The sequence below is a fragment of the Nakamurella alba genome (assembly GCF_009707545.1).
Taxonomy (GTDB): Bacteria; Actinomycetota; Actinomycetes; order Mycobacteriales; family Nakamurellaceae; genus Nakamurella; species Nakamurella alba.
The window spans coordinates 14407-33169 of sequence record NZ_WLYK01000012.1 but is presented as its reverse complement, the minus strand read 5'-3'; the positions used below and the strand labels follow the sequence as shown (position 1 = coordinate 33169).

General features: G+C 72.0%; 16 protein-coding genes. 9 read left to right on the top strand and 7 right to left on the bottom strand.

Annotated elements, in window-relative coordinates; all coding sequences use genetic code 11:
* Window positions 1-35: 35 nt before the first annotated feature.
* Complete coding sequence (locus tag GIS00_RS23540; protein WP_154770919.1) at window positions 36-1064, top strand: SDR family oxidoreductase; 1029 nt, start codon at window positions 36-38, stop codon at window positions 1062-1064.
* Between the two features lie 8 nt (window positions 1065-1072).
* Here GIS00_RS23540 and GIS00_RS23535 read toward each other — a convergent pair whose 3' ends face one another.
* Window positions 1073-1906 (bottom strand): helix-turn-helix transcriptional regulator, encoded by an 834-nt coding sequence (locus GIS00_RS23535; RefSeq protein ID WP_154770918.1) that lies wholly within the window; start codon window positions 1904-1906, stop codon window positions 1073-1075.
* A 169-nt stretch (window positions 1907-2075) separates the two neighbouring features.
* On the opposite strand from GIS00_RS23535, the gene GIS00_RS23530 reads away from it, so the two are divergent.
* Window positions 2076-3020, top strand: a complete 945-nt coding sequence (locus tag GIS00_RS23530) for an SDR family oxidoreductase (RefSeq protein WP_154770917.1) — start codon at window positions 2076-2078, stop codon at window positions 3018-3020.
* A gap of 14 nt (window positions 3021-3034) precedes the next feature.
* On the opposite strand, the gene GIS00_RS23525 is transcribed toward GIS00_RS23530, so the two are convergent.
* A complete protein-coding gene (locus GIS00_RS23525; protein ID WP_154770916.1) occupies window positions 3035-3613 on the bottom strand; it encodes a TetR family transcriptional regulator in 579 nt (192 codons plus the stop codon).
* A 96-nt stretch (window positions 3614-3709) separates the two neighbouring features.
* On the opposite strand from GIS00_RS23525, the gene GIS00_RS23520 reads away from it, so the two are divergent.
* Window positions 3710-4744 (top strand): NAD(P)-dependent alcohol dehydrogenase, encoded by a 1035-nt coding sequence (locus GIS00_RS23520; RefSeq protein WP_154770915.1) that lies wholly within the window; start codon window positions 3710-3712, stop codon window positions 4742-4744.
* 11 nt (window positions 4745-4755) lie between these two features.
* On the opposite strand, the gene GIS00_RS23515 is transcribed toward GIS00_RS23520, so the two are convergent.
* The 3 genes from GIS00_RS23515 to GIS00_RS23505 form a co-directional block, all read right to left on the bottom strand.
* Window positions 4756-5568 (bottom strand): enoyl-CoA hydratase-related protein, encoded by an 813-nt coding sequence (locus GIS00_RS23515; RefSeq protein ID WP_322098364.1) that lies wholly within the window; start codon window positions 5566-5568, stop codon window positions 4756-4758.
* Complete coding sequence (locus GIS00_RS23510) at window positions 5565-6854, bottom strand: CaiB/BaiF CoA transferase family protein (protein WP_322098363.1); 1290 nt, start codon at window positions 6852-6854, stop codon at window positions 5565-5567. Before GIS00_RS23510 ends, GIS00_RS23515 begins: the two co-directional genes overlap by 4 nt.
* 170 nt (window positions 6855-7024) lie before the next feature.
* Complete coding sequence (locus tag GIS00_RS23505) at window positions 7025-7669, bottom strand: FMN-dependent NADH-azoreductase (protein ID WP_154770914.1); 645 nt, start codon at window positions 7667-7669, stop codon at window positions 7025-7027.
* A gap of 123 nt (window positions 7670-7792) precedes the next feature.
* Between GIS00_RS23505 and GIS00_RS23500 the strand changes: the two genes are divergently transcribed.
* The gene (locus GIS00_RS23500) at window positions 7793-8302 is read left to right on the top strand and encodes a MarR family winged helix-turn-helix transcriptional regulator (protein WP_154770913.1); all 510 of its coding nucleotides are present in this window, start codon (window positions 7793-7795) and stop codon (window positions 8300-8302) included.
* Window positions 8303-8328: 26 nt separating this feature from the next.
* Complete coding sequence (locus tag GIS00_RS23495) at window positions 8329-8703, top strand: DUF2256 and DUF3253 domain-containing protein (protein WP_154770912.1); 375 nt, start codon at window positions 8329-8331, stop codon at window positions 8701-8703.
* 27 nt (window positions 8704-8730) lie between these two features.
* Here GIS00_RS23495 and GIS00_RS23490 read toward each other — a convergent pair whose 3' ends face one another.
* Entirely contained in the window at window positions 8731-9537 is an 807-nt protein-coding gene (locus GIS00_RS23490) for a DNA-formamidopyrimidine glycosylase family protein (protein ID WP_154770911.1), read from the bottom strand.
* 4 nt (window positions 9538-9541) lie between these two features.
* A complete protein-coding gene (locus GIS00_RS23485) occupies window positions 9542-10423 on the bottom strand; it encodes an alpha/beta fold hydrolase (RefSeq protein WP_322098361.1) in 882 nt (293 codons plus the stop codon).
* A gap of 320 nt (window positions 10424-10743) precedes the next feature.
* Between GIS00_RS23485 and GIS00_RS23480 the strand changes: the two genes are divergently transcribed.
* The 4 genes from GIS00_RS23480 to GIS00_RS29160 are packed head-to-tail and all read left to right on the top strand — an operon-like array spanning window position 10744 to window position 18712.
* Complete coding sequence (locus tag GIS00_RS23480; protein WP_322098360.1) at window positions 10744-12441, top strand: carboxylesterase/lipase family protein; 1698 nt, start codon at window positions 10744-10746, stop codon at window positions 12439-12441.
* 30 nt (window positions 12442-12471) lie between these two features.
* Window positions 12472-15210, top strand: a complete 2739-nt coding sequence (locus tag GIS00_RS23475; protein ID WP_154770910.1) for an AAA family ATPase — start codon at window positions 12472-12474, stop codon at window positions 15208-15210.
* On the top strand, window positions 15210-16196 hold the full coding sequence (locus GIS00_RS23470; RefSeq protein ID WP_154770909.1) for an alpha/beta hydrolase fold domain-containing protein: 987 nt from the start codon (window positions 15210-15212) through the stop codon (window positions 16194-16196). Before GIS00_RS23475 ends, GIS00_RS23470 begins: the two co-directional genes overlap by 1 nt.
* Complete coding sequence (locus tag GIS00_RS29160; protein WP_154770908.1) at window positions 16193-18712, top strand: LuxR C-terminal-related transcriptional regulator; 2520 nt, start codon at window positions 16193-16195, stop codon at window positions 18710-18712. Before GIS00_RS23470 ends, GIS00_RS29160 begins: the two co-directional genes overlap by 4 nt.
* Window positions 18713-18763 lie beyond the last annotated feature (51 nt).

Here is an 18763-nt window from a genome sequence, read left to right as displayed (position 1 = left end):
CACAGTCGGAGCAGACACGGCGAAAAGGAGTGGACATGACAGGCAAGGTGCTGGTCACCGGGGGATCAGGGTTCATCGCGGGTCACTGCATCCTGCAGCTGCTGGCGGCGGGCCGCCAGGTCCGGGCCACCGTCCGGGACCTGGCCAAGGAGCCTTCGGTGCGCGCGGTGCTGGCCGACGCCGGACTCACCGACGACAGCGCCCTCGAGTTCGTCGCGGCGGACCTGAACGATGACAACGGCTGGGACGAGGCGATGGTCGGGGTCGACGTGGTGCTGCATGTGGCGTCGCCGGTGCAGCCGGGCCGGGTGGAGAACGAGGACGACCTGATCCTCCCGGCCCGCGAGGGGGCGCTGCGCGTCCTGCGGGCGGCCACCCGCGCCGGGATCCGCCGGGTGGTGCTCACCTCGGCGTTCCACGCCGTCGGGTGGGGACACCCGCACGACGACCGGGTCTTCACCGAGGCGGACTGGACGGTGCCGGACGGGCCGGGCACCGACGCCTACGGCCGCAGCAAGACCTTCGCCGAGCGGGCCGCCTGGGAGTTCGTGCGGCAGACCGACGGTGCGCCGGAGCTGGTCACCCTGCTCCCCGTCGCGGTGATGGGACCGGTGATGGGCAGGGACATCTCGGGCTCGAATCACCTGGTGCAAGCGCTGCTGACCGGGTCGATGCCCGGGCTGCCGCACCTGTTCGTCCCGGTGGTCGACGTCCGCGACGTCGCCGCCGCGCACGTGCTCGCCATGACGGTGCCGGACGCGGCGGGGGAGCGGTTCCTGCTGTCGAACGGTCCGGCGATCGAGATGAAGGACATCGCCGCCACCATCAGGTCAGCGGTCGGGCCCGCCGGTGCGAAGGTGCCCACGCGGGTGGTGCCGAACCTGGTGGTCCGGATCGGCGCGCTGTTCGACAAGCAGGCCCGCGACATCGTTCCCGACCTCGGCTACGCGAAGAGGACCTCGAACGCCAAGGCCCGCGAGCTGCTCGGCTGGACACCAGGAGACCCGTACGCCGCCATCGCCGCGGCTGCGGAGTCCATGGTGCGCAAGGGCCTGCTCGGTTGAGCCGGACCTCAGAAGGTTCGGCCGAGCACCGAGAGCAGCCGTAGCTTCTCGTGGCTCTCGCTGCCCGGGACGGCCGTGTAGACCAGCAGCCAGTGCGAGCTCTCCGGGTCGCCGAGCCGCTGGCAGTGCAGCTCCAGCAGCCCTACCTCGGGGTGCAGGAAACGCTTGCCCTCCCTGGGTCGGATGCCGACCTCCTGGCGTTCCCAGACCGCCCGGAACTCCGGACTGCTCGCCAGCAGCAGCTCGGCGTACCCCGCGGCCCGTGACCCCGGCCCGCGCAGCGTGGCGATCTCGCGGAGGCCGGAGGCGTACATCCGGGTCAGGAAGTCGTGGTCCTGCTCCGGGTACAGGTTGCGACCGGACGGATCGGCGAACCACCGGTAGCCGATGCTGCGCATCGGCCCGGTGAACGCCGTCGTGTCGCCGGTCAGCGCCACGCCGGGAGCGGTTTGCCGCAGCGTCTCGCCGAGTTCGCTGACGATCTCGGCCGGCGTGTCCTGCAGCCGGTCCAGGATGCGCAGCAGGCCCGGTCCGATGTGGTCGCCGGCGGGGCCGCGGTCCGGGGGCCGGTGCCCGGCGAGCCGGGACAGGTGATCCCGCTCGTCCAGCGAGAGGTGCAGTCCCTGGGCGATCGCGGCGATCATCTGCGGTGACGGCTCCGGGCCGCGCTCCCGCTCGAGCCGGGCGTAGTAGTCGGTCGACATGTGGCAGAGCAGTGCGACCTCCTCGCGGCGCAGGCCGCTGGTCCGGCGCCGCAGCCCGGCCGGCAGCCCGACGTCGTCGGGCTGCAGCGACTCCCGCCGGTTGCGCAGGAACGCCGCCAATCCGGCCCTGTCGATCATCCGTCACCTCCTCGGCCCAGTGTGGTGCCGGCGGCACCCGTCTGCCACGACCTGTCGATCCCCCTCTCCCGCGCGGTGCGGGGAAGGGCGGATCGGCAGGTCCTGGTTGGCCCCTCACCGGCCGGGCAGGCTGCGTGGGCAGTGGAACTAGAGGAGAGGAGCGCACGTCATGGCGCGAAGGACCGTCGACATCGATCTGCCGGACCTGACGGGTCGGCGGGCGGTGGTGACCGGGGGCAGCGACGGGATCGGGCTCGGCATCGCCGCCCGGCTCGCAGCGTCCGGGGCCGAGGTGGTGCTACCGGTGCGGAACCGGGAGAAGGGCGAGCGGGCGATCGCCGGCATCCTCTCCGCGCAGCCCGATGCCCGGGTGTCGTTGCGCGATCTGGACCTGTCGTCGCTGGCCTCGGTCGCCGCACTGGGGGAGGCGCTGGCCGGTGAGGGTCTGCCGATCCACCTGCTGGTGAACAATGCCGGCACGATGACCCCACCGTCCCGGCAGATGACGAAGGACGGGTTCGAGTTGCAGCTCGGCGCCAACCATCTCGGCCACGTGGCGCTGGTGGCGCACCTGTTGCCGTTGCTGCGGGCCGGGCGTGCCCGGGTGACGTCCCAGGTCAGCGTGGCCGCGCGGCGGGGCACCGTTCACTGGGACGACCCGAACTGGGAACGCAGCTACGACGGGATGAAGGCCTACGGGCAGTCCAAGATCGCGCTCGGGCTGTTCGGTCTCGAACTGCAGCGTCGATCGGAGGCCCACGGGTGGGGGATCACCAGCAACCTGTCGCACCCCGGGGTGGCGCCGACCAACCTGCTGGCCGCCCGTCCCGAGCTCGGCCGGGAGCGGGACACCCTGGGGCGCAGGGTGATCCGGTTCCTGTCCGCCCACGGCATCCTGCTGGGCACCGTCGATTCCGCGCGCCTGCCGGCCCTGCTCGCGGCTGCGGGTGCGGGGTCGCGGCCCGGCCGGCTCTACGGGCCGGGCGGTCCCGGGCATCTCGGCGGACCACCGGCCGAACAGGACCTCTACCGCCCGCTGCGCAGCACCACGGACGCCGCCCGGATCTGGGCGCTGTCCGAAGACCTCACCGACGTCACCTTCCCGGCGAACTGACCGGACAGCCGGTATCAGGGGGCGAGCACGCGGGACACGCTGTCCCGCAACAGCTCCCGGCGTCGCCGGTGCTCGGAGTCGGCCTCGTCCGGGGTGGCGGCCCACGCCCCGCTGACCGGGGACCACGCGCAGGCCAGGGCAATCACCAGCACCAGCAGGTCGAAGGGCTCGCCGGGCCGGATCCGCCCCTCCCGCTGGGCGTCCCGGATGGCGGCGAGCTTGTAGGCGTTGTCAGGGCTGTCCTGCAACTGACCGGCCGGCCGCCGCTCCAGTCGCAGCCACGCCATCAGCCGCACCATGTCCGGTCGCACCAGGTTCTCGTCGTAGAGCCGAACGGCCCAGTCCGCCAGATCGTCCCCGTCGAAGGGTGCCTGGGTGATGACGCGGTCCGCCGCATCGGTGATCACCGCGTCGAACAGCCCGTCCTTGCTGCCGAAGTAGCCGTAGACCTGGGCCTTGTTGGTCCGTGCGGTCGCCGTGATCCGGTCGATCCGGGCGCCGGCGATGCCGTTGGCGGCGAACTCGTCGGTCGCGGCGTCCAGGATCCGGCGACGGGTCGCCTCACCCTTGGCGGTCGACGGTCCCTCCGGCATGTCCGGCAGCTTATCGACAGACCAGTTGGTTTGTTTTTCGCCGACCGCGGGTCTACCGTTGAACAGACCGACTCGTCTGTTTGAAAGGTTGGACGTATGCGCACGACGACCGCATGGCAGAGCAGCAACGGATCCCTGGACCCGGATCGGGTGACGATCGAGCGACGCGACCTGCGCCCCGACGACGTCGCCGTCCGGATCGACTTCTGCGGCATCTGCCACAGCGACCTGCACCAGATCCATGGGCACGCCGCCGGCGGGAGCGTGATCCCGGGGCACGAGTTCGTCGGCGCCGTCACCGAGGTCGGCGCCGCGGTGACCCGGTTCGCGCCCGGTGACCCGGTCGCTGTGGGCACGATCGTCGACTCCTGCGGGGAGTGCGACATGTGTCGCGCCGGCGAGGAGGTGTACTGCGCGACCGCGACCCGCACCTACGCGCACACCGACCGCGTCGACGGCCTACCGACGAACGGCGGCTGGAGCCGGGAGTACGTGCTGACCGAGGGCTTCGTGTTCCCGCTCCCGGCGGACCTGGACCCGGCCGGAGCCGCGCCGTTGCTCTGCGCCGGTGTGACCGTCTGGAATCCGTTGCGGCGGAGCGGAATCGGGCCGGGCAGCCGGGTGGCGGTGGCCGGGCTCGGGGGTCTCGGGCATCTCGCGGTGAAGTTCGCCGCCGCTCTGGGGGCCGAGGTGTCGGTGATCAGTCGCACCGCCGACAAGCATGCGGACGCGCTGGCTCTCGGCGCGACGGATCTGGTGGTGTCGGGCGACCCGACACACCTGGCGGCCTCCGCCGGGAGGTTCGACCTGGTGCTGGACACCATCCCGGCGCCGCACGACCTGGGCCCGCTGCTCGGCCTGTTGCGGACCGGCGGGAACTGTTGCGTGGTCGGCTGGTTCGCCGAGATGCCGGTGGACCTGATGGGGCTGATGCTCGGCCGGAAGTCGCTGTCCTCCTCGGCCACCGGCGGTCGGCCGTCGACCGCGGAGATGCTGGCCTTCTGCGCGGAGCACGGCATCACCGCCGACGTCGAGGTGCTGCCGTCCGCGCAGGTGGGAAACGGCCTGGCCCGGCTCGAGAAGGGTGACGTGCGGTACCGGTTCGTGCTCGATCTCGCCGATCTCGACTGAGCGGGAGGCTCTCAGCTGTCCAGGTCGAGATCGGCCCGGAAGACCGGCTTCTCCTTCGCCAGGAACGCCCGCACCGCACCGGAGAAGTCCGGGCTGCCGTAGACCTTCCGGATGTGGCGTTCGTTGTCGGTGTCGGTCCCGGCGGCCAGCGCGTCCAGGATCCGCTTGGTGGAGAGCTGGGTGCCGGGGGACAGGTGCGCCATCCGCTCGGTGAGTTCGGTGACCGCGCCGTCCAACTCCGCCGGATCGACCACCTGCAGCACGGCGCCGGCGGCGTACGCGCGGCCGATGTCGAGAAGCCTGGCGGTGAGGATCATCTCGCGGACGAGAGATTCACCGAACGCAGCTACGCAGCGCTCGAGCACGGCATCGGACAGGCAGTTGCCCAGGGTTGCGGCGATGGGGTAGCCGACCCGGGAGCCGGTGGTGGCGATCCGCAGGTCGCAGGCGGTCGCCAGGGCGAGACCTCCGCCGACGGCGAGACCCTCGATCACCGCCAGGGTGACCTGCGGCAGGTGTTGCACCGCACGCACGGTCCGGACGATCCCGGCCTCGTAGGCCACGGCGTCGTCGGTGGAGTCGAAGGTGGTGAACGCGCCGATGTCGGCGCCGGCCGCGAAGGCCCGTCCACCCGCCCCACGGAACACCAGCACCCGGGTGGTGGAGTCCGTGGCCAGCGCTCCGGCCAGCTCCTCCAGCGCGCGGAACATGGCCGGGGTGAAGGCGTTGAGCTTGTCCGGCCGGTTGAGCGTGACCATGCAGACGCGGTCCGATCGGCTGACCAGCACCGTTCCGTCGGCGTGGCTGGTGACGTCGTTGCTCACGACCGTCCCTCCGTCACGGGGTACGGATCGCCCTCGACGACGGTCCCGGCGGTGGCAAGGGTCTCGATCTCCGCATCGCTGAAACCGGCGGCGGACAGCACGTCCCGGGTGTCCTGGCCGACGGCGGGGGCCGCGGTGCCCGGCCAGGAGGTGCCGGCCGACGAGCGGAACGGCACCCCCAGCACCCGCTGGGTGCCGACGACGGGGTGTTCGACGGTGCCGACCATCTTCAGCGCCCGGGTGTGCGGGTCGGAGAGTGCCTGCCCGACGGTGCGGACCGGCGCGGCCGGCAGGCCCGCGGAGGTCAGCGCGTCGACCCAGTCGTCGGTGGTCCGGGTGATCAGGCGTGCCTCGAGCGCGTGGGCCAGTTCGCTGCGGTGCGCGAGGCGGTCCGCGTTGGTGGCGAATCGGGGGTCGCCGGCCAGTGCCGGCAGCCCCAGTACGTCGAGGAACTGCCGCCACAGCTTGTCGTTGTTCGCGGCGACCACGACGTGGCTGTCCTTGGTGCGGAGTGCCTCGTAGGGGGCGAGAAGTCGGTGTCCGGCGCCGGTCGGGCCAGGTTCATCTCCGGTGGTCCAGAACGAGGCCGACTCCCAGAGGAGAAGGGCGAGCCCGGCCTGGTAGAGGCTGGTCCGGACATGGTCGCCACGACCGGTGAGCTCCCGGTTCCGCAGCGCCGCCAGCAGGCCGATCACCCCGAACATGCCCGAGGTCAGGTCGGTGATCGGCACCCCCACCTTGACCGGTTCGCCGCCGGCGGTCCCGGTGATCGACATCAGGCCGGTCATCGCCTGCGCCACGAGGTCGAAACCCGGCCGTCGGGAGAGGATGTCGGTGTCCGGGTCGGGCTCGTCCGGGGTGCCGAAGCCGGACAGCGACAGCACCACCAGACGCGGGTCGATCGTGTGCAGGGTGGCCGCGTCGGCGCCGAGCCGCTCCGCCACCCCGGGCCGGAAGTTCTCCACGACGACATCGGCGGAGCGGGCCAGCCGGTGCAGGACGGCCTGCCCCTCGGGTGTGCGCAGGTCGATGACCACGCTGCGCTTGTTCCGGTTGACGGCGCGGAAGGCGGCGTTGTCGCCGGCGGAATCGCCGGCCGTCGTGGTGAAGCTGCGCCGGGCCTGGTCCCCACCGCCGGGCGGCTCGATCTTGATCACGTCGGCGCCGAGGTCGCCCAGCAGCTGGGTGGCCCAGGGGCCGGCCATCACCTGGCTGAGGTCGAGGATCCGGACGCCGGCGAGCGGGGCGGGTGCGGACGGCGTGGGGTCGGTCGGTGCGGGGGGCACAGCAGTTCCTCCGATGGCAGTTCCTCCGACGGCCGGGAGCCGGACGGGCGCACGGCCCAACCTACTGGCCGTGGCGGATCGGCCGGCCGGGTGGTCCCGGAGGTGCTGCTGACGGCGGAGCACCCGGCCCGTGTGCCGGACCGTGTGCGATCGCGGTGCCGCAGGACCGCTCAGGCGCTGACGGCCAACGCCTTTCCGGCCTCCTGCGCAGCGGACCGGGCCTCTGCGTGCATGGACGCGGCGAGATCGGCGAAGTCGTCGAGCGCCGGGTTGACCCCGACCAGGGTGAACTCGCGCTCGACCACGGTCAGGTCGGCGCCCCACACGTCGGCGAGGATCCGCCGGAGGTAGCCGGTCGAGTGGTCCCAGCCCTCCCGCGGGGTCCCCGCGCCGTAGGCGCCGCCGCGCACGGTGCAGAGCACGACCTTCTTGCCGGCCAGCGGCGGCGGTCCGCCGGCGGCCGCCCGGGGATCGGTGATGACCAGGTCGATCCAGTTCTTGATGTGCTGGGAGACGCCGAAGTTGTAGAGCGGCACGGCCAGCACCACGGCGTCCGCGGCCATCAGCTCGTCGACCAGCTCCGCCGCCAGGGCGACCGCTGCCCGCTGCTCCGGGGTGCGGTCGGACTCCGGCAGGTACGCGGCCTCGACCGCATGGGCCCAGGCATCGGCCGGCAGCCGGTCGACACCGATGTGCCGGGTCTCGACGGTGTCGCCCGGGTGGGCGGCCAGCCATTCGTCGACGACGATGTCGGCGATCTCCCGGCTCGCGGACCCCTCGACGCGGATGCTGGCGTCCAGGCGGAACAGGGTCATGGAATTCTCCTTCGGCGATCACGAGGTCGGGTCCGATGACTTCAACCTTGAAGCAAGTAGATGACACTTCAACCTTGAAGTCAAGTTCGCCCGCCGTCGGGCGGTCGCCGGTAGGCTGCGGCGATGGTGTCGACCGGTGGCGGGGCCGATCCCGGGGGCAGGGGCCAGGATTCCCCGTGGCTCACCGAGGACGAACTCGGTGTCTGGCTGGAGGTCTCGGCGATCGCCCTGCGGCTGCCCGCCCTGCTGGAGGCCCAGCTGCAACGGGATTCCGACGTCGGGCTCTACGAATACCTGGTGATGTCCTGGCTGTCGATGATGTCCGGACGTCGGGCCCGCATGGGGGAGTTGGCCCAGGTGACCGAAGGGTCGCTGTCCCGCCTGTCCAACGTCGTGAAGCGTTTGGAGGCAAGGGGTTTCGTCGCACGATCGGCAGACCCGGAGGACGGGCGCTTCACCGTCGCCGCCCTCACCGACGCCGGCTGGGAGAAGGTCGTCCAGGCGGCTCCCGGTCACGCCCGCGCGGTCAAGCACTACGTGGTCGATCCCCTCACCGCCAACGAGATCCGCGACGTCAAGGAGATCAGCGCGAAGATCGCCACCCGCATCCGCGGCGTCGAACGCACCTGGTGAAGCTGGGGCTGCGGCACACTGGGCCGATGGCGGTGCCGACGAAATCGTGCGTGGTGTGCGGGCGCACGATCACCTGGCGGAAGAAGTGGGAGCGGAACTGGGACGAGATCCGGTACTGCTCGGAGAGGTGCCGGCGGCACAAGGTGTCTCCGGCGGACACGGCGCTCGAGTCGGAGATCCTGCGGCTGCTGGACGAGCGCGCGGCAGGGGCGACGATCTGCCCCAGCGAGGTCGCCCGGAACCTGGGCGGCAAGGACTGGCGGGCGTCGATGGAGCCGGCGCGGCAGGCCGCCCGCAGGCTGGTGGCCGCCGGTGAGGTCGAGATCACCCAGGGCGGAGCGGTTGTCGACCCGAGTACGGCGAAAGGACCGATCCGGATCCGGAAGGTCCGGCGCGGGTGAGAGCTTGGCCCGGGCACGCATCGGGCCTCATGCCGGGGCCGGGCCGGGCTGGCAGTGCGGGCACCACCAGGTGTACCGCTGCTCGGGGTCGCCCCGGACCTCGTCGACCTTCCGGACAATCGTCCCGCAACGCTTGCACGGCCGACCTGCCCGGCCGCTGACCCAGTGCTGCTCGCCGCGGCGCCGGTCGCCGGTGGTCACCTGCATCGCGCCGGGTTCGGTGGCGGACCGGCGCAGCGCACGGGCCCCGAGGGAGACCAGGGCGGGCAGATCGACCTCGCCCACCGGTGTCCACGGGCTGCGTCCCCGGAGGAAACACAGTTCGTTCGCCCACAGGTTGCCGAACCCGGCCACGTTGCGCTGGTCCAGCAGGGCCACGACCAGCGGTCGCTCCGGAGCCGCGGCCAGTCTGCGGACGGCCTCCTCCGGATCCCAGTCGGCCCGGAGCGGATCGGGGCCCAGGTGTCCGATCGCATCGGACTCGCGCCGGGTGTCGAGCAGTTGCACCACCGGGAGCAGGATCCCGTAGGCCGTGGTGCCGTTGTCCAGCCCCATCAGCACCCGTACGTCCGGCATCAACCGGCCGGGGAGACGTTTGCCGGGCGAGGTGATCGTCCACGAGCCGGTCATCCGCAGATGGGTGTGCAGGGTGAGGCCCTCGGTGAACCTGGTGAGCAGATGTTTGCCGTGGGTGTCGTGCTCGCGGATGGTGAGCCCGGCGATCCGGTCGCCGCCGTGCTCCGGGACCCGGAGCTCGCCGCGGACGATCTGCCGCCCGTCCAGCGCCGCGCGCAGGCGCTTGGCCAACGCGAAGATGGTGTCTCCCTCGGGCATGTCGTCAGTGCAGCAGGTCGAGGACTGCCCGGGCGAACACGGCCGGGTTCTCCTGCGGTGGGTTGTGGCCGGCGTCGACGACCCGGTGGTCGACGAGGTGGGTGAAGTGCTGCTCGTGACTGCCGCGGTCCTGCGGCGGCCGGACCGTGTCGTGCCGGCCGTCGAGGACCACGGTCGGCACGGTGATGGCCGGCTGCCGGGCGATCAGGTCCTCCGTCGGCTGGTAGACCGGGTCGCCGGGCACCAACCCGAACCGGTGCCGGTAGGAGTGCACCACCACATCGACGAAATCGGGATTGTCGAAAGATGCTACGGTGGCGGCGAAATCGTCATCGGTGAACGTCCAGGTCGGCGACCAGTCCTGCCAGAGCAGTCGCGCGTAGGCCCCCCGGTGCGCCTCGAGCCCCCGTCGGCCCCGTTCGCCGTGCAGGTAGTACTGGTACCAGAGGATCTGCTCCACGGTTGGGTCCTTCGGCGCCGCCTCCGCCGCGATGTCCTGGACGTTGTAGCCGGACACGGTCACCAGCCCGGACACCCGCTCCGGCCACAGGGCGGCGACCAGACAGGCGGCCCGACCGCCCCAGTCGTACCCGGCGACGATCGGCGACGCCAGATCGAGCGCATCGATCAGCGCCAACAGATCGTGGGCGAGTGCGGCCTGCTGACCCGATCGCGGCGTCGCCGGGTCCACGAACCGGGTCGGACCGTAGCCGCGCAGGTACGGCACCACGACGTCCATGCCCGCATCACCGAGCAGCCGGGCGACCTCGTCGTAGCAACGCGGGTCGTAGGGGAAGCCGTGCAGCAGCACGACCGGAGGTCCGCCGATCACTCCGGACCGCTCGACGGCGACTTCCAGGACTCCCGCCCGGACGACGACGGTCACCGGATCTCCGCCGGCCACGGCAGAACGAGCAACAGCACCAACGGGAACATCGCCTCACCACCTCCGGCACCAACGGTAGTCACCGGGACCGACGAAGCCGCTGAACCTGGTGCACGTCCTTGCTGATCTGCGGCGATCGGCAGCGACGAAGCAGCGCCCCAGGCCAGTGGGCACCGGCCCACGCATGGATCTGCGTCCGGATGGGCACGGGCGGAGGTAGGGCGGCCGTGATCGCCGCTGTCGGTGCGGAAGGCTCGAGAGTGGAGTGGGGACAGGACATGTCAGCAGCAATCCGACGTTCGGGACAACCTTCCCGAACGGTGATCACCGGACTGGTGGCAGTGATGACCCTGCTGGTCGGCTGCTCGGGCGCGCCTGACGGGAACGGCGCGACCGGGGCCCTGCAGGCCTCCCCGACCTCGACGTCCGCCGGCGCGCCTGACCTGTCGACCCCGGCGACCACGGTGCCGACCCCGGGGCAGGTCACGGACACCAGCTCACCCGACCCGGCGGACGCGCCTGTCGACACCACGACCGGCACCTTGCGCGGCAAGGAGGCCGGCGCCACCCACGAGTATCTCGGCATCAGGTTCGCGAGCCCGCCCACCGGCGCGCGTCGGTGGACGCTGCCCGAGCCGGCACCTGACACCGACGAGGTGCTCGCCGCGGATGCACCAGGGCCCGCGTGCCCTCAGAGCGACGACATCGCCCTGGCAGCAGGTGAATCGGACGAAGACTGTCTCTTCCTGAACGTCACCGTGCCGACCCGACCGAGCACGAGCCCGCGCCCGGTCATGGTCTGGTGGCACGGCGGCGGGTTCACCAGCGGTTCCGGATCGCAGTACGACGCACGACGGCTGGCCGATCAGGGAGACGTCGTGGTGGTGACGGCGAACTACCGGCTGGGCATGTTCGGCTACCTGGCCCTTCCCGGGCTGCCGGGCTCCGGGAACTTCGGTTTCGCCGATCAACTCGCGGCGCTGGCCTGGGCCAAGGGGAACGCGACGGCCTTCGGCGGCGATCCGGACAACATCACGGTGTTCGGCGAATCGGCCGGCGGCACGTCGGTCTGTGCGGCGCTGACCTCGCCCGCAGCCGCAGGTCTCATCGACAAGGCGATCTTCTCCTCCGGATCCTGTCGCCTCTCCTGGCCGGCCGGGACGTTGTTCCCCGGTCTCCCGGCGACGGCCTCGCTGATCCCGCTGAAGGACGCGGAAACGATCGGCGTGGGAGCCGCGAAGGCCGCCGGCTGCGACGGTTCCGGGGTCCTCGACTGCCTGCGCCGACTACCTGTCGCCACGGTGGTCGATCAGGCCGCCGCATTCGGCAACCCGCTCGCCTACGGCACCGATCTGCTGCCGGAACGTCCCGCTGACGCCGTGGTCGCCGGCCGCTCACTTCCGGTACCGGTCATCAGCGGCGGCAACCTCGACGAACAGCGATCGTTCGTCGGTGGTCTGCTGCTCACCGATCCGGACGCGGTGTCGGTCACCAACTACGGTGCGCTGGTCCGCGCCTCGTTCGGGGAGCACGCCTCGGCCGTGCTGGACGAGTACCCCTTGCAGGCCTACGATTCCGCGGCTCTGGCCTGGTCGACATTGGTCACCGACGTCGCGTGGGCGTGCACCACGACCAGAGGAGCACGCGAACTCGCGGCCGCCGGGGCGACCGTCTACAGCTACGAGTTCGCCGACCGCACCGCGCCGGACGTCAGCGGCGTCGCATCCTCCGGTCTGCCCCAGGGTGCAGCGCACGCCACGGATCTGCCGTACCTGTTCGATCTGGGTGGCAAGTCCCTGGTGACCCGCACCGGTCAGGGCGAACTCGCGGAGACCATGGTCGAGTTGTGGACCTCCTTCGCGCGCACCGGCACCCCGTCCTCCGGTCGCGTCGCTTCATGGCCGGCGACCACCGGGGACTCGTCGCCGGTGCTACAGCTCGGAAATCCCGACATCGGCCTCGTCGACCACCGTGCCGAGCACAAGTGCGCCTTCTGGGAGTCGGTGGGGCAGGGCTGAGATCCGGGGCCCGATTCCTATGATCAGTGGATGACACGGCCGGACAGGGTGGGTGCCTCCGGACAGCCACGCCTCCTCGGCCGCGACCTGGAACTGTCCCGGCTGGTGGGGATGACCGACGGGACGTACGTCGGAGAATCCCTTGCCGTGGTGGGTGGCCCCGCCGGCATCGGCAAGTCCGCTCTGCTGGATGCGCTGGCCGCACAGGTCCCGGGACGGCGGGTGCTGAGGTTCCAGGGGAACCGTGCCCTGGGCCTGGTGCCTTTCGGTCTGGTGGCCGGACTGATCGGTGCGCTTCTGTCCGATGCGCTCCCGCTGGCGCCGCTGCACCGCGACGTACTCGTCCGCATCGCCTCCGGTGGCCGGGCCGGCGGCGTCGACCAGGGAAAGCTCCGAGCCGCCGTCGCCTCGTTGATGGAGATGGTCGGGCAGGAAGAACCGCTGCTGCTGCTGATCGACGACCTGCACGAGGTCGATCCGGGATCCACAGCGGTGCTGCTGGCCGGCGCCGGTCGGGTGGTCCCGGCCCATGCCGTCACGGTGCTCGCCGTCCGCGGGCGCGTGCCCGAGCCGGTCCCGGATGCGATCGAGATCGAACTCGCCGCCCTTGATGAGCCCGATGCCGGCCGAGTGCTCGACGAGCTCCCCGAGCCCCCGACCGGCCGTCGGCGGCTGGAACTGCTCCGTACCGCCGGTGGCAACCCCCTCGCTCTTGTCGAACTCGGCCGGCGTCCGGCGAACACCGTTGTTCTGCAGGACCCTTCAGGTGGGCGGGTGGCGCTGGGCGAGCTGTTGGGCGACGTCTTCGGCGCCTCGGCCGCAGGTCTGCCCGACCGGACGCGGCGCGCCCTGCTGCTGGCCGCGGCGGGAGAGACCAGGCAGCAGGTGCTCCACGCACCCGAGGTCGGCATCCGGCGGGACGACTGGGATCCGGCAGAAGCAGCAGGAATCGTTACCGTGTCCGCGGGACTGGTGCGCTTCTGCCATCCCTTGATGGGGTTGGCCGTCTACGAGAAGGCTCCGGCGGCGGACCGCCGCGAGGCGCATCTGGTGCTGGCCGCCGCGGCCTCGACGGAACCCGGACTCGCGTCCTGGCATCGTGCGGCTGCGACGACCGGGAAGGACCCGCTGCTGGCCGAGGACCTCGGGAAGTACGCCGAGGAGGTGCTCGCGGCCGGCGACGCGATGACCGCCGCGTCGGTGCTGGAGCGTGCGGTCGCACTGACGGCGGATGCTCGCGAGACGGCGATCCGGCGGCTGCGGGCGGCCGAACTCGCCGGCTCCGTCGGCCAGGTCGCCTGGGTCGCGGACCTCATCGCCGACGAGGTCACCACCACCCCCTTCCCGGACATCCGGATCCGGGTCGCTGCACTGCTCGGCTGGTTGCACATGATGGACGACCGGCCGTCCGCCGCTCTCGAGGTGCTGATGCCGGTGGCCGAGCAGGTCGACCTGGGTGACCCGATCCTGGCGATCCTCTTCCTGGGCACGGGGGCGCTGCCCGCCTACTCGACCGGCGACCGACACGACCTCGAACGGTTCGCCCGGGCCTGCGGCGCGGTCCGGCAGCTGGTGACGGGGATCCCGCCGGGCATTCTGTGGCCGCTGTCGATGGCGCTGCCGAGCGACGAGATCCTGGCCGAGGTCCTGCACACCGCTCCACGACCTGTTGTCGTCGACCACGATTCGTTCATGGGGGCCGCCAATCTCGGGGCGTGTTGCCTGGTCCTCGACGAGACGTCCTTGTCCATCGCCCATCTCGAGCCACCCCGGGACCTTCTGGCCCGCGGCGTGGCCTTCAACCCGGCACTGTCCACCTTCGCTGCCGTGGGCTGGGCCTACCTGGACGCTGCCCGGCTGACTGCTGCCGAGCACAACGCCCTGTTGTCGTTGCAGCTCAACGAGTACCTGCGGGTTCCGATGGTGACCGCGGTGGCCACCGTCCAACTGGCGATCGTGGCGATACTGCGGGGCGGCCCGGACGAGGACATCGTGGTCGGCCGGGCTGCTGCCGAACGGTCCGGGACGATGGCGGTCCGGTCGCAGTTGCGGTGGGCGGAAGGGCGGGCCGCGGCGGCCGCCGGCGACCCACGCCGGGCGTGGACACTCCTGCGCGGCCTGTACGCGGCGGACGGCGTCGCACTCCACCGGCATGTCGGCGCCCTGGCGGTCGCCGATTTGTGTTCCGCAGCGGTCGAGGTCGGGGAACAGGAGACCGCTCGGATGGTCCTGGACCGGCTCACGCAGTCAGGTCGTTGGGTCTCCCGGCGTTCCCGGCTGCTGCTGGAACGGGCCGCCGCTGTGCTGTCCGACGACCCGGCCGATGGTGCTCGTCGGCTGCGGGTGATCGTCGACGACCCGGCTGCCGCGGAGTGGCCGCTGGAACGTGGGCTCTCCCTGCTGGATCTCGCCGGATGCCTGCACCGCGCGAGAAGTCCCCGTGAGGAGCGGAAAGTGCTGCAGGAGGCGGCATCCCAGCTCGAGGACGTCGGTGCGGACGCCTGGCGGGCCACGCTCCCGGGCCGGATGCGGGCGGCGGGCGATCGGAGTCCGGACGTGGTGCCCCGGGGCGGGCTGGCCCAGCTCACCGACCAACAGCAGGCCATCGTGCGGCTGGCCGCCGGCGGCCTCAGCAATGCCGAGATCGCCGAGCGACTCTTCCTGTCCACCCGCACCGTCGGGTCGCACCTCTACCGGTCGTTCCCGAAACTCGGTGTCACACACCGGTCCCAGCTCGCCGCGATCGTCGAGGCGGAGGAGTCGCCGTGATGCCACGACGGCGGACGGGTGCCGGTGTCGTCGCCCTGGACGACGTGACCGCCGAGTTCGTCGCGGGGGCGGCCCGACCGCCGCACCTGTACGAGGTGGGCGTGAGCGACGGACGGGCGGCGCTCGCCCAGATGCAGGCGCCGGTCGGTGGTGAGGTGCGCCGGCTGGACGTGCCGGTCCGCGGCGGAGCGACCGTCCCCTGCGCCGTGCTGCCGGGGACGACGCCGGGCGCGGTCGTCGTGTACCTGCACGGGGGCGGCTGGGTCATGGGCGGCCACCACACGCACGCAGCCTTCGCTGCCGAGATCGCCGCGGGCACCGGCGCAACCGTGGTGGTGCCGGAGTACGCCAACGCTCCGGAGTATCGTTATCCCGTTGCGCTGCATCAGGTCTCGGATGTGATCGACTGGGTGGCCGGGAAGGGGGCTGGTGAGCTCGGTACCGAGGCGGTGGCGCTGGTCGGAGACTGCGCCGGGGCGACACTGGCTGCCGCTGCCCTCCTCTCGTGGGACGGTCCGGTGCTGCCGGAGGTGATCCGGTGCGCGGTGCTGGTCCACCCGTTGGCAAGGCCTGCACCCGACGACAGGTCGGCCACGGACTTCGCCGACGGCTTCGGCCTCCGCCTGCGGGACGTGCGCCACCTCTGGCAGCAGTACGCACCGCGCCCCTCGGACCGGGACGATCCGTCCTGCGACCCGATGGCCGCCATGCGCCCCCGGTCCGGCCTCCCGCCGATCCTGCTGATCACCGCAGAGTGCGATGTGAACCGGGATCGCGCCGAGGACTTCGCCTCTCGCCTCCGGCAGGCCGGTGCTCCGGTCACCGCCGTCAGGTATCTCGCGGCGGTGCATGACTTCCTGGTGCTCGACGCGCTCCGTCCGTCGGTCATCTCCCGGTCCGCCCGGACACAGGTGGCGGACTTCCTCGCCGGCCACCTCGGTGCCGTTCCTGCTCTGCAATCCCAACCCTGCGCCGGTACGGGGTGAACGCGCCGCCGTGGTCGGGCACGACGTCGTCGCTGATCGGCAGGGAGACGTTGCTCGCCCGCCTGGCCGAGCTCCCGGGATCAGCGGCAGAACGGAGTCGGGTCGTCAGGATCACCGGTGGCCCCGGCTCCGGTCGCAGCGCCGTGCTGCACGCCCTGCTCCGTGCGGCCCGCCGGTCGGGCGCCGGGGTGACGGCGGTCGGCATGCCGCCGGGTGCCGGCGGGCCGGCGGCCGTGATCGATGCCCTGTTCGCCGAACTCGGGGTGGTCCGACCGACGGGTGAGGTGCCTGCCGCGGTGATCGCCCGATCCCTGACCGTCGCGATCGCGACTGCGGCCCGTACCGTGCTGCAGGTGGTCGCGGTCGACGACGCCGACGATCTCGATCCCTGGTCCACAGGGGTGCTGGCGGAGATCGAACAACAGCTCCCGACACGGAACGTCCTGATGGTGCTCGTTGCCCGGAGGAGCCGCCAGGACCGCGAGGAGTACCACCTCGGGCCGCTCGACGAGAGCCGGTCCGCGGCCCTGCTGGACGCACTGCCCGGTGCACCCGAAGGGCTGTTACGACGGCTGGTCCTCGAGGCGGCGGCCGGAAATCCGTTGGCACTGCACGAATACGTGGCTGCGCTGCGGTCCGGCAGCGGTGATCTGCCGCAGCTGCCGGCCCCGACACATCGGCTGATCGCCTCCTACCGCCGCGCGCTGGACGGCGTGCCGGACAAGGACCGGGACGCGGTCCGCGAGCGGGCCGCCCTGTCCGACCACCCGGGACCTCGCGGCGCTGAGCCGCAGGGTGCGCAGGACTCGGTCGATCCCGTTGTGCTGGAACTTTTCTCGCCCGCGAACTGCATGCCGAGCCGGGCGGCCGGAGCTGCGGTCCTGGCGGACATGCAACCGCACGAGATCCGTCGTCTGCGTCGCCGGCTGGCCGAGCGGCTCGCCGATGTCGATCCTGCGGCAGCGGCATGGCAGAGCGCGATGGCCGGCGACCTCACCGACGAGGTCGCCGCACGGCACCTCGACACGCTCGCGCTCCGGCTCGACATCGTCGACGGCATCGCAGCTCTGCTGGGGGCTGCGCAGGTCAGTGCTGCGCCCGCCCAGGCCGATCGCCGGCGCGCGCTGGCGAAGGAGTGGGCGGGGCAGGAGCGACCGTTGGCCGGTGGCGCGCTCGTCGGACCGCATCCGCTGGACGTCCTGCTCACCGCCGTCCGGCGGGTGCTGACCCACGACGACGAGGCGGCCGGGTCCGCCCTGCGCGCGGCTGCCGAGCGACTCGGTGCGGGGCCACATGTCGGCATCGGACCCGCACCCGGCGGGCTCGACCCCGCCGAAGCTGCCTTCTGGGCCGGGGCGATCGCGGATGCCGACCGATGGCGGACTGAGGCGGAGAGCAGGGTCCGGGAGCGTCTGGAGGTGCCGGCCGCCGACCGCGCGGCGCGCCGGACGGACGGGCTGGCCGGGCTGGCCGCCCTTGTGCTGGACCGCACCCGGGACGCGATCGTGCTGCTCGGACGTGGCGGCGCCGGGCGACCCGAGGACGACGACCCATGGGCGGACCTGTGCCGCCGGACCCTGCCGTGGGCACTGTTCGATGCGGGTCGATTCGCCGATTGCCTCCTGCCCGCCGGTCCGCACGGCCTCCCGGTCTGGTCCGGCGAGGCCCGGATCGTCCGCGCCTCGGTCGGCGCACTCCGCGGCGACCGGGCCGCCGACGCCGCGCTCCGGACGTTGGCGTCAGCCATCGACCCGCGCCGCGAACCCGTGCTGGCCGCCCGGATCCGTCGCGCCCGTGCCGCTTTCGCCTCCGTCGCCGGTGACCAGGAGTCCGCATGGCGGCAGCTGCGGCCGCTGGTGGGGAAGGACCGTGCGGGCGGTCGGGGCGCGGAGGCGCTGGTGCTCGGTGACCTTGCCGCCGCGGGTCGAGGTGCAGGACACCTCGAGGAGCTGGTCGGCATCGTCGCCCCCGGTGGCGGGGAGCGGCACGAGCCACCGGGATCGGGGCCGTCGCTGCGCACGCGACTGGTGCACCACCGGGCCCGGGCGTTGATCGATCCGACACCGGATGCGGAGCACCACTTCCGTCTCGCCCTGCTGGATCCCGGGGGCGGACAGTGGCCCCTGGAGCGTGCCCACGCGACCGCGGACTATGCCGGATGGCTCCGGATGCGGCGACGGCCTCGCGAGGCAAGGGAGATGTATGCCGCGGCCCACGACGCCTACACCGTGATGGGTCTCGACGCGTGGGCCGGACGGGCGGCCGACGACGGACGGGCCGTGGGCGCGCCGGTGTCGGCGCGGCAGGGGGACCCGCGGTTGACCGCGCAACAGCGCCGGGTCGCGGAGCTCGCCGCCAGCGGGTGGACCAACGAACAGATCGCGGAGAACCTCGGACTGTCGGTGCGCACCGTGTCCACCCACCTCTCCAGGGCCTTCGTCGCGCTGGGTGTCGGCCGGCGGACCCAGTTGGCGGGCGCCCTGCGGACCGGTGAGGAGACAGGCACGGGCAGCTGATGTCCGGGGTGCAGTCGTTCGACGGACGACACGCCACCGGATCGGGGACAG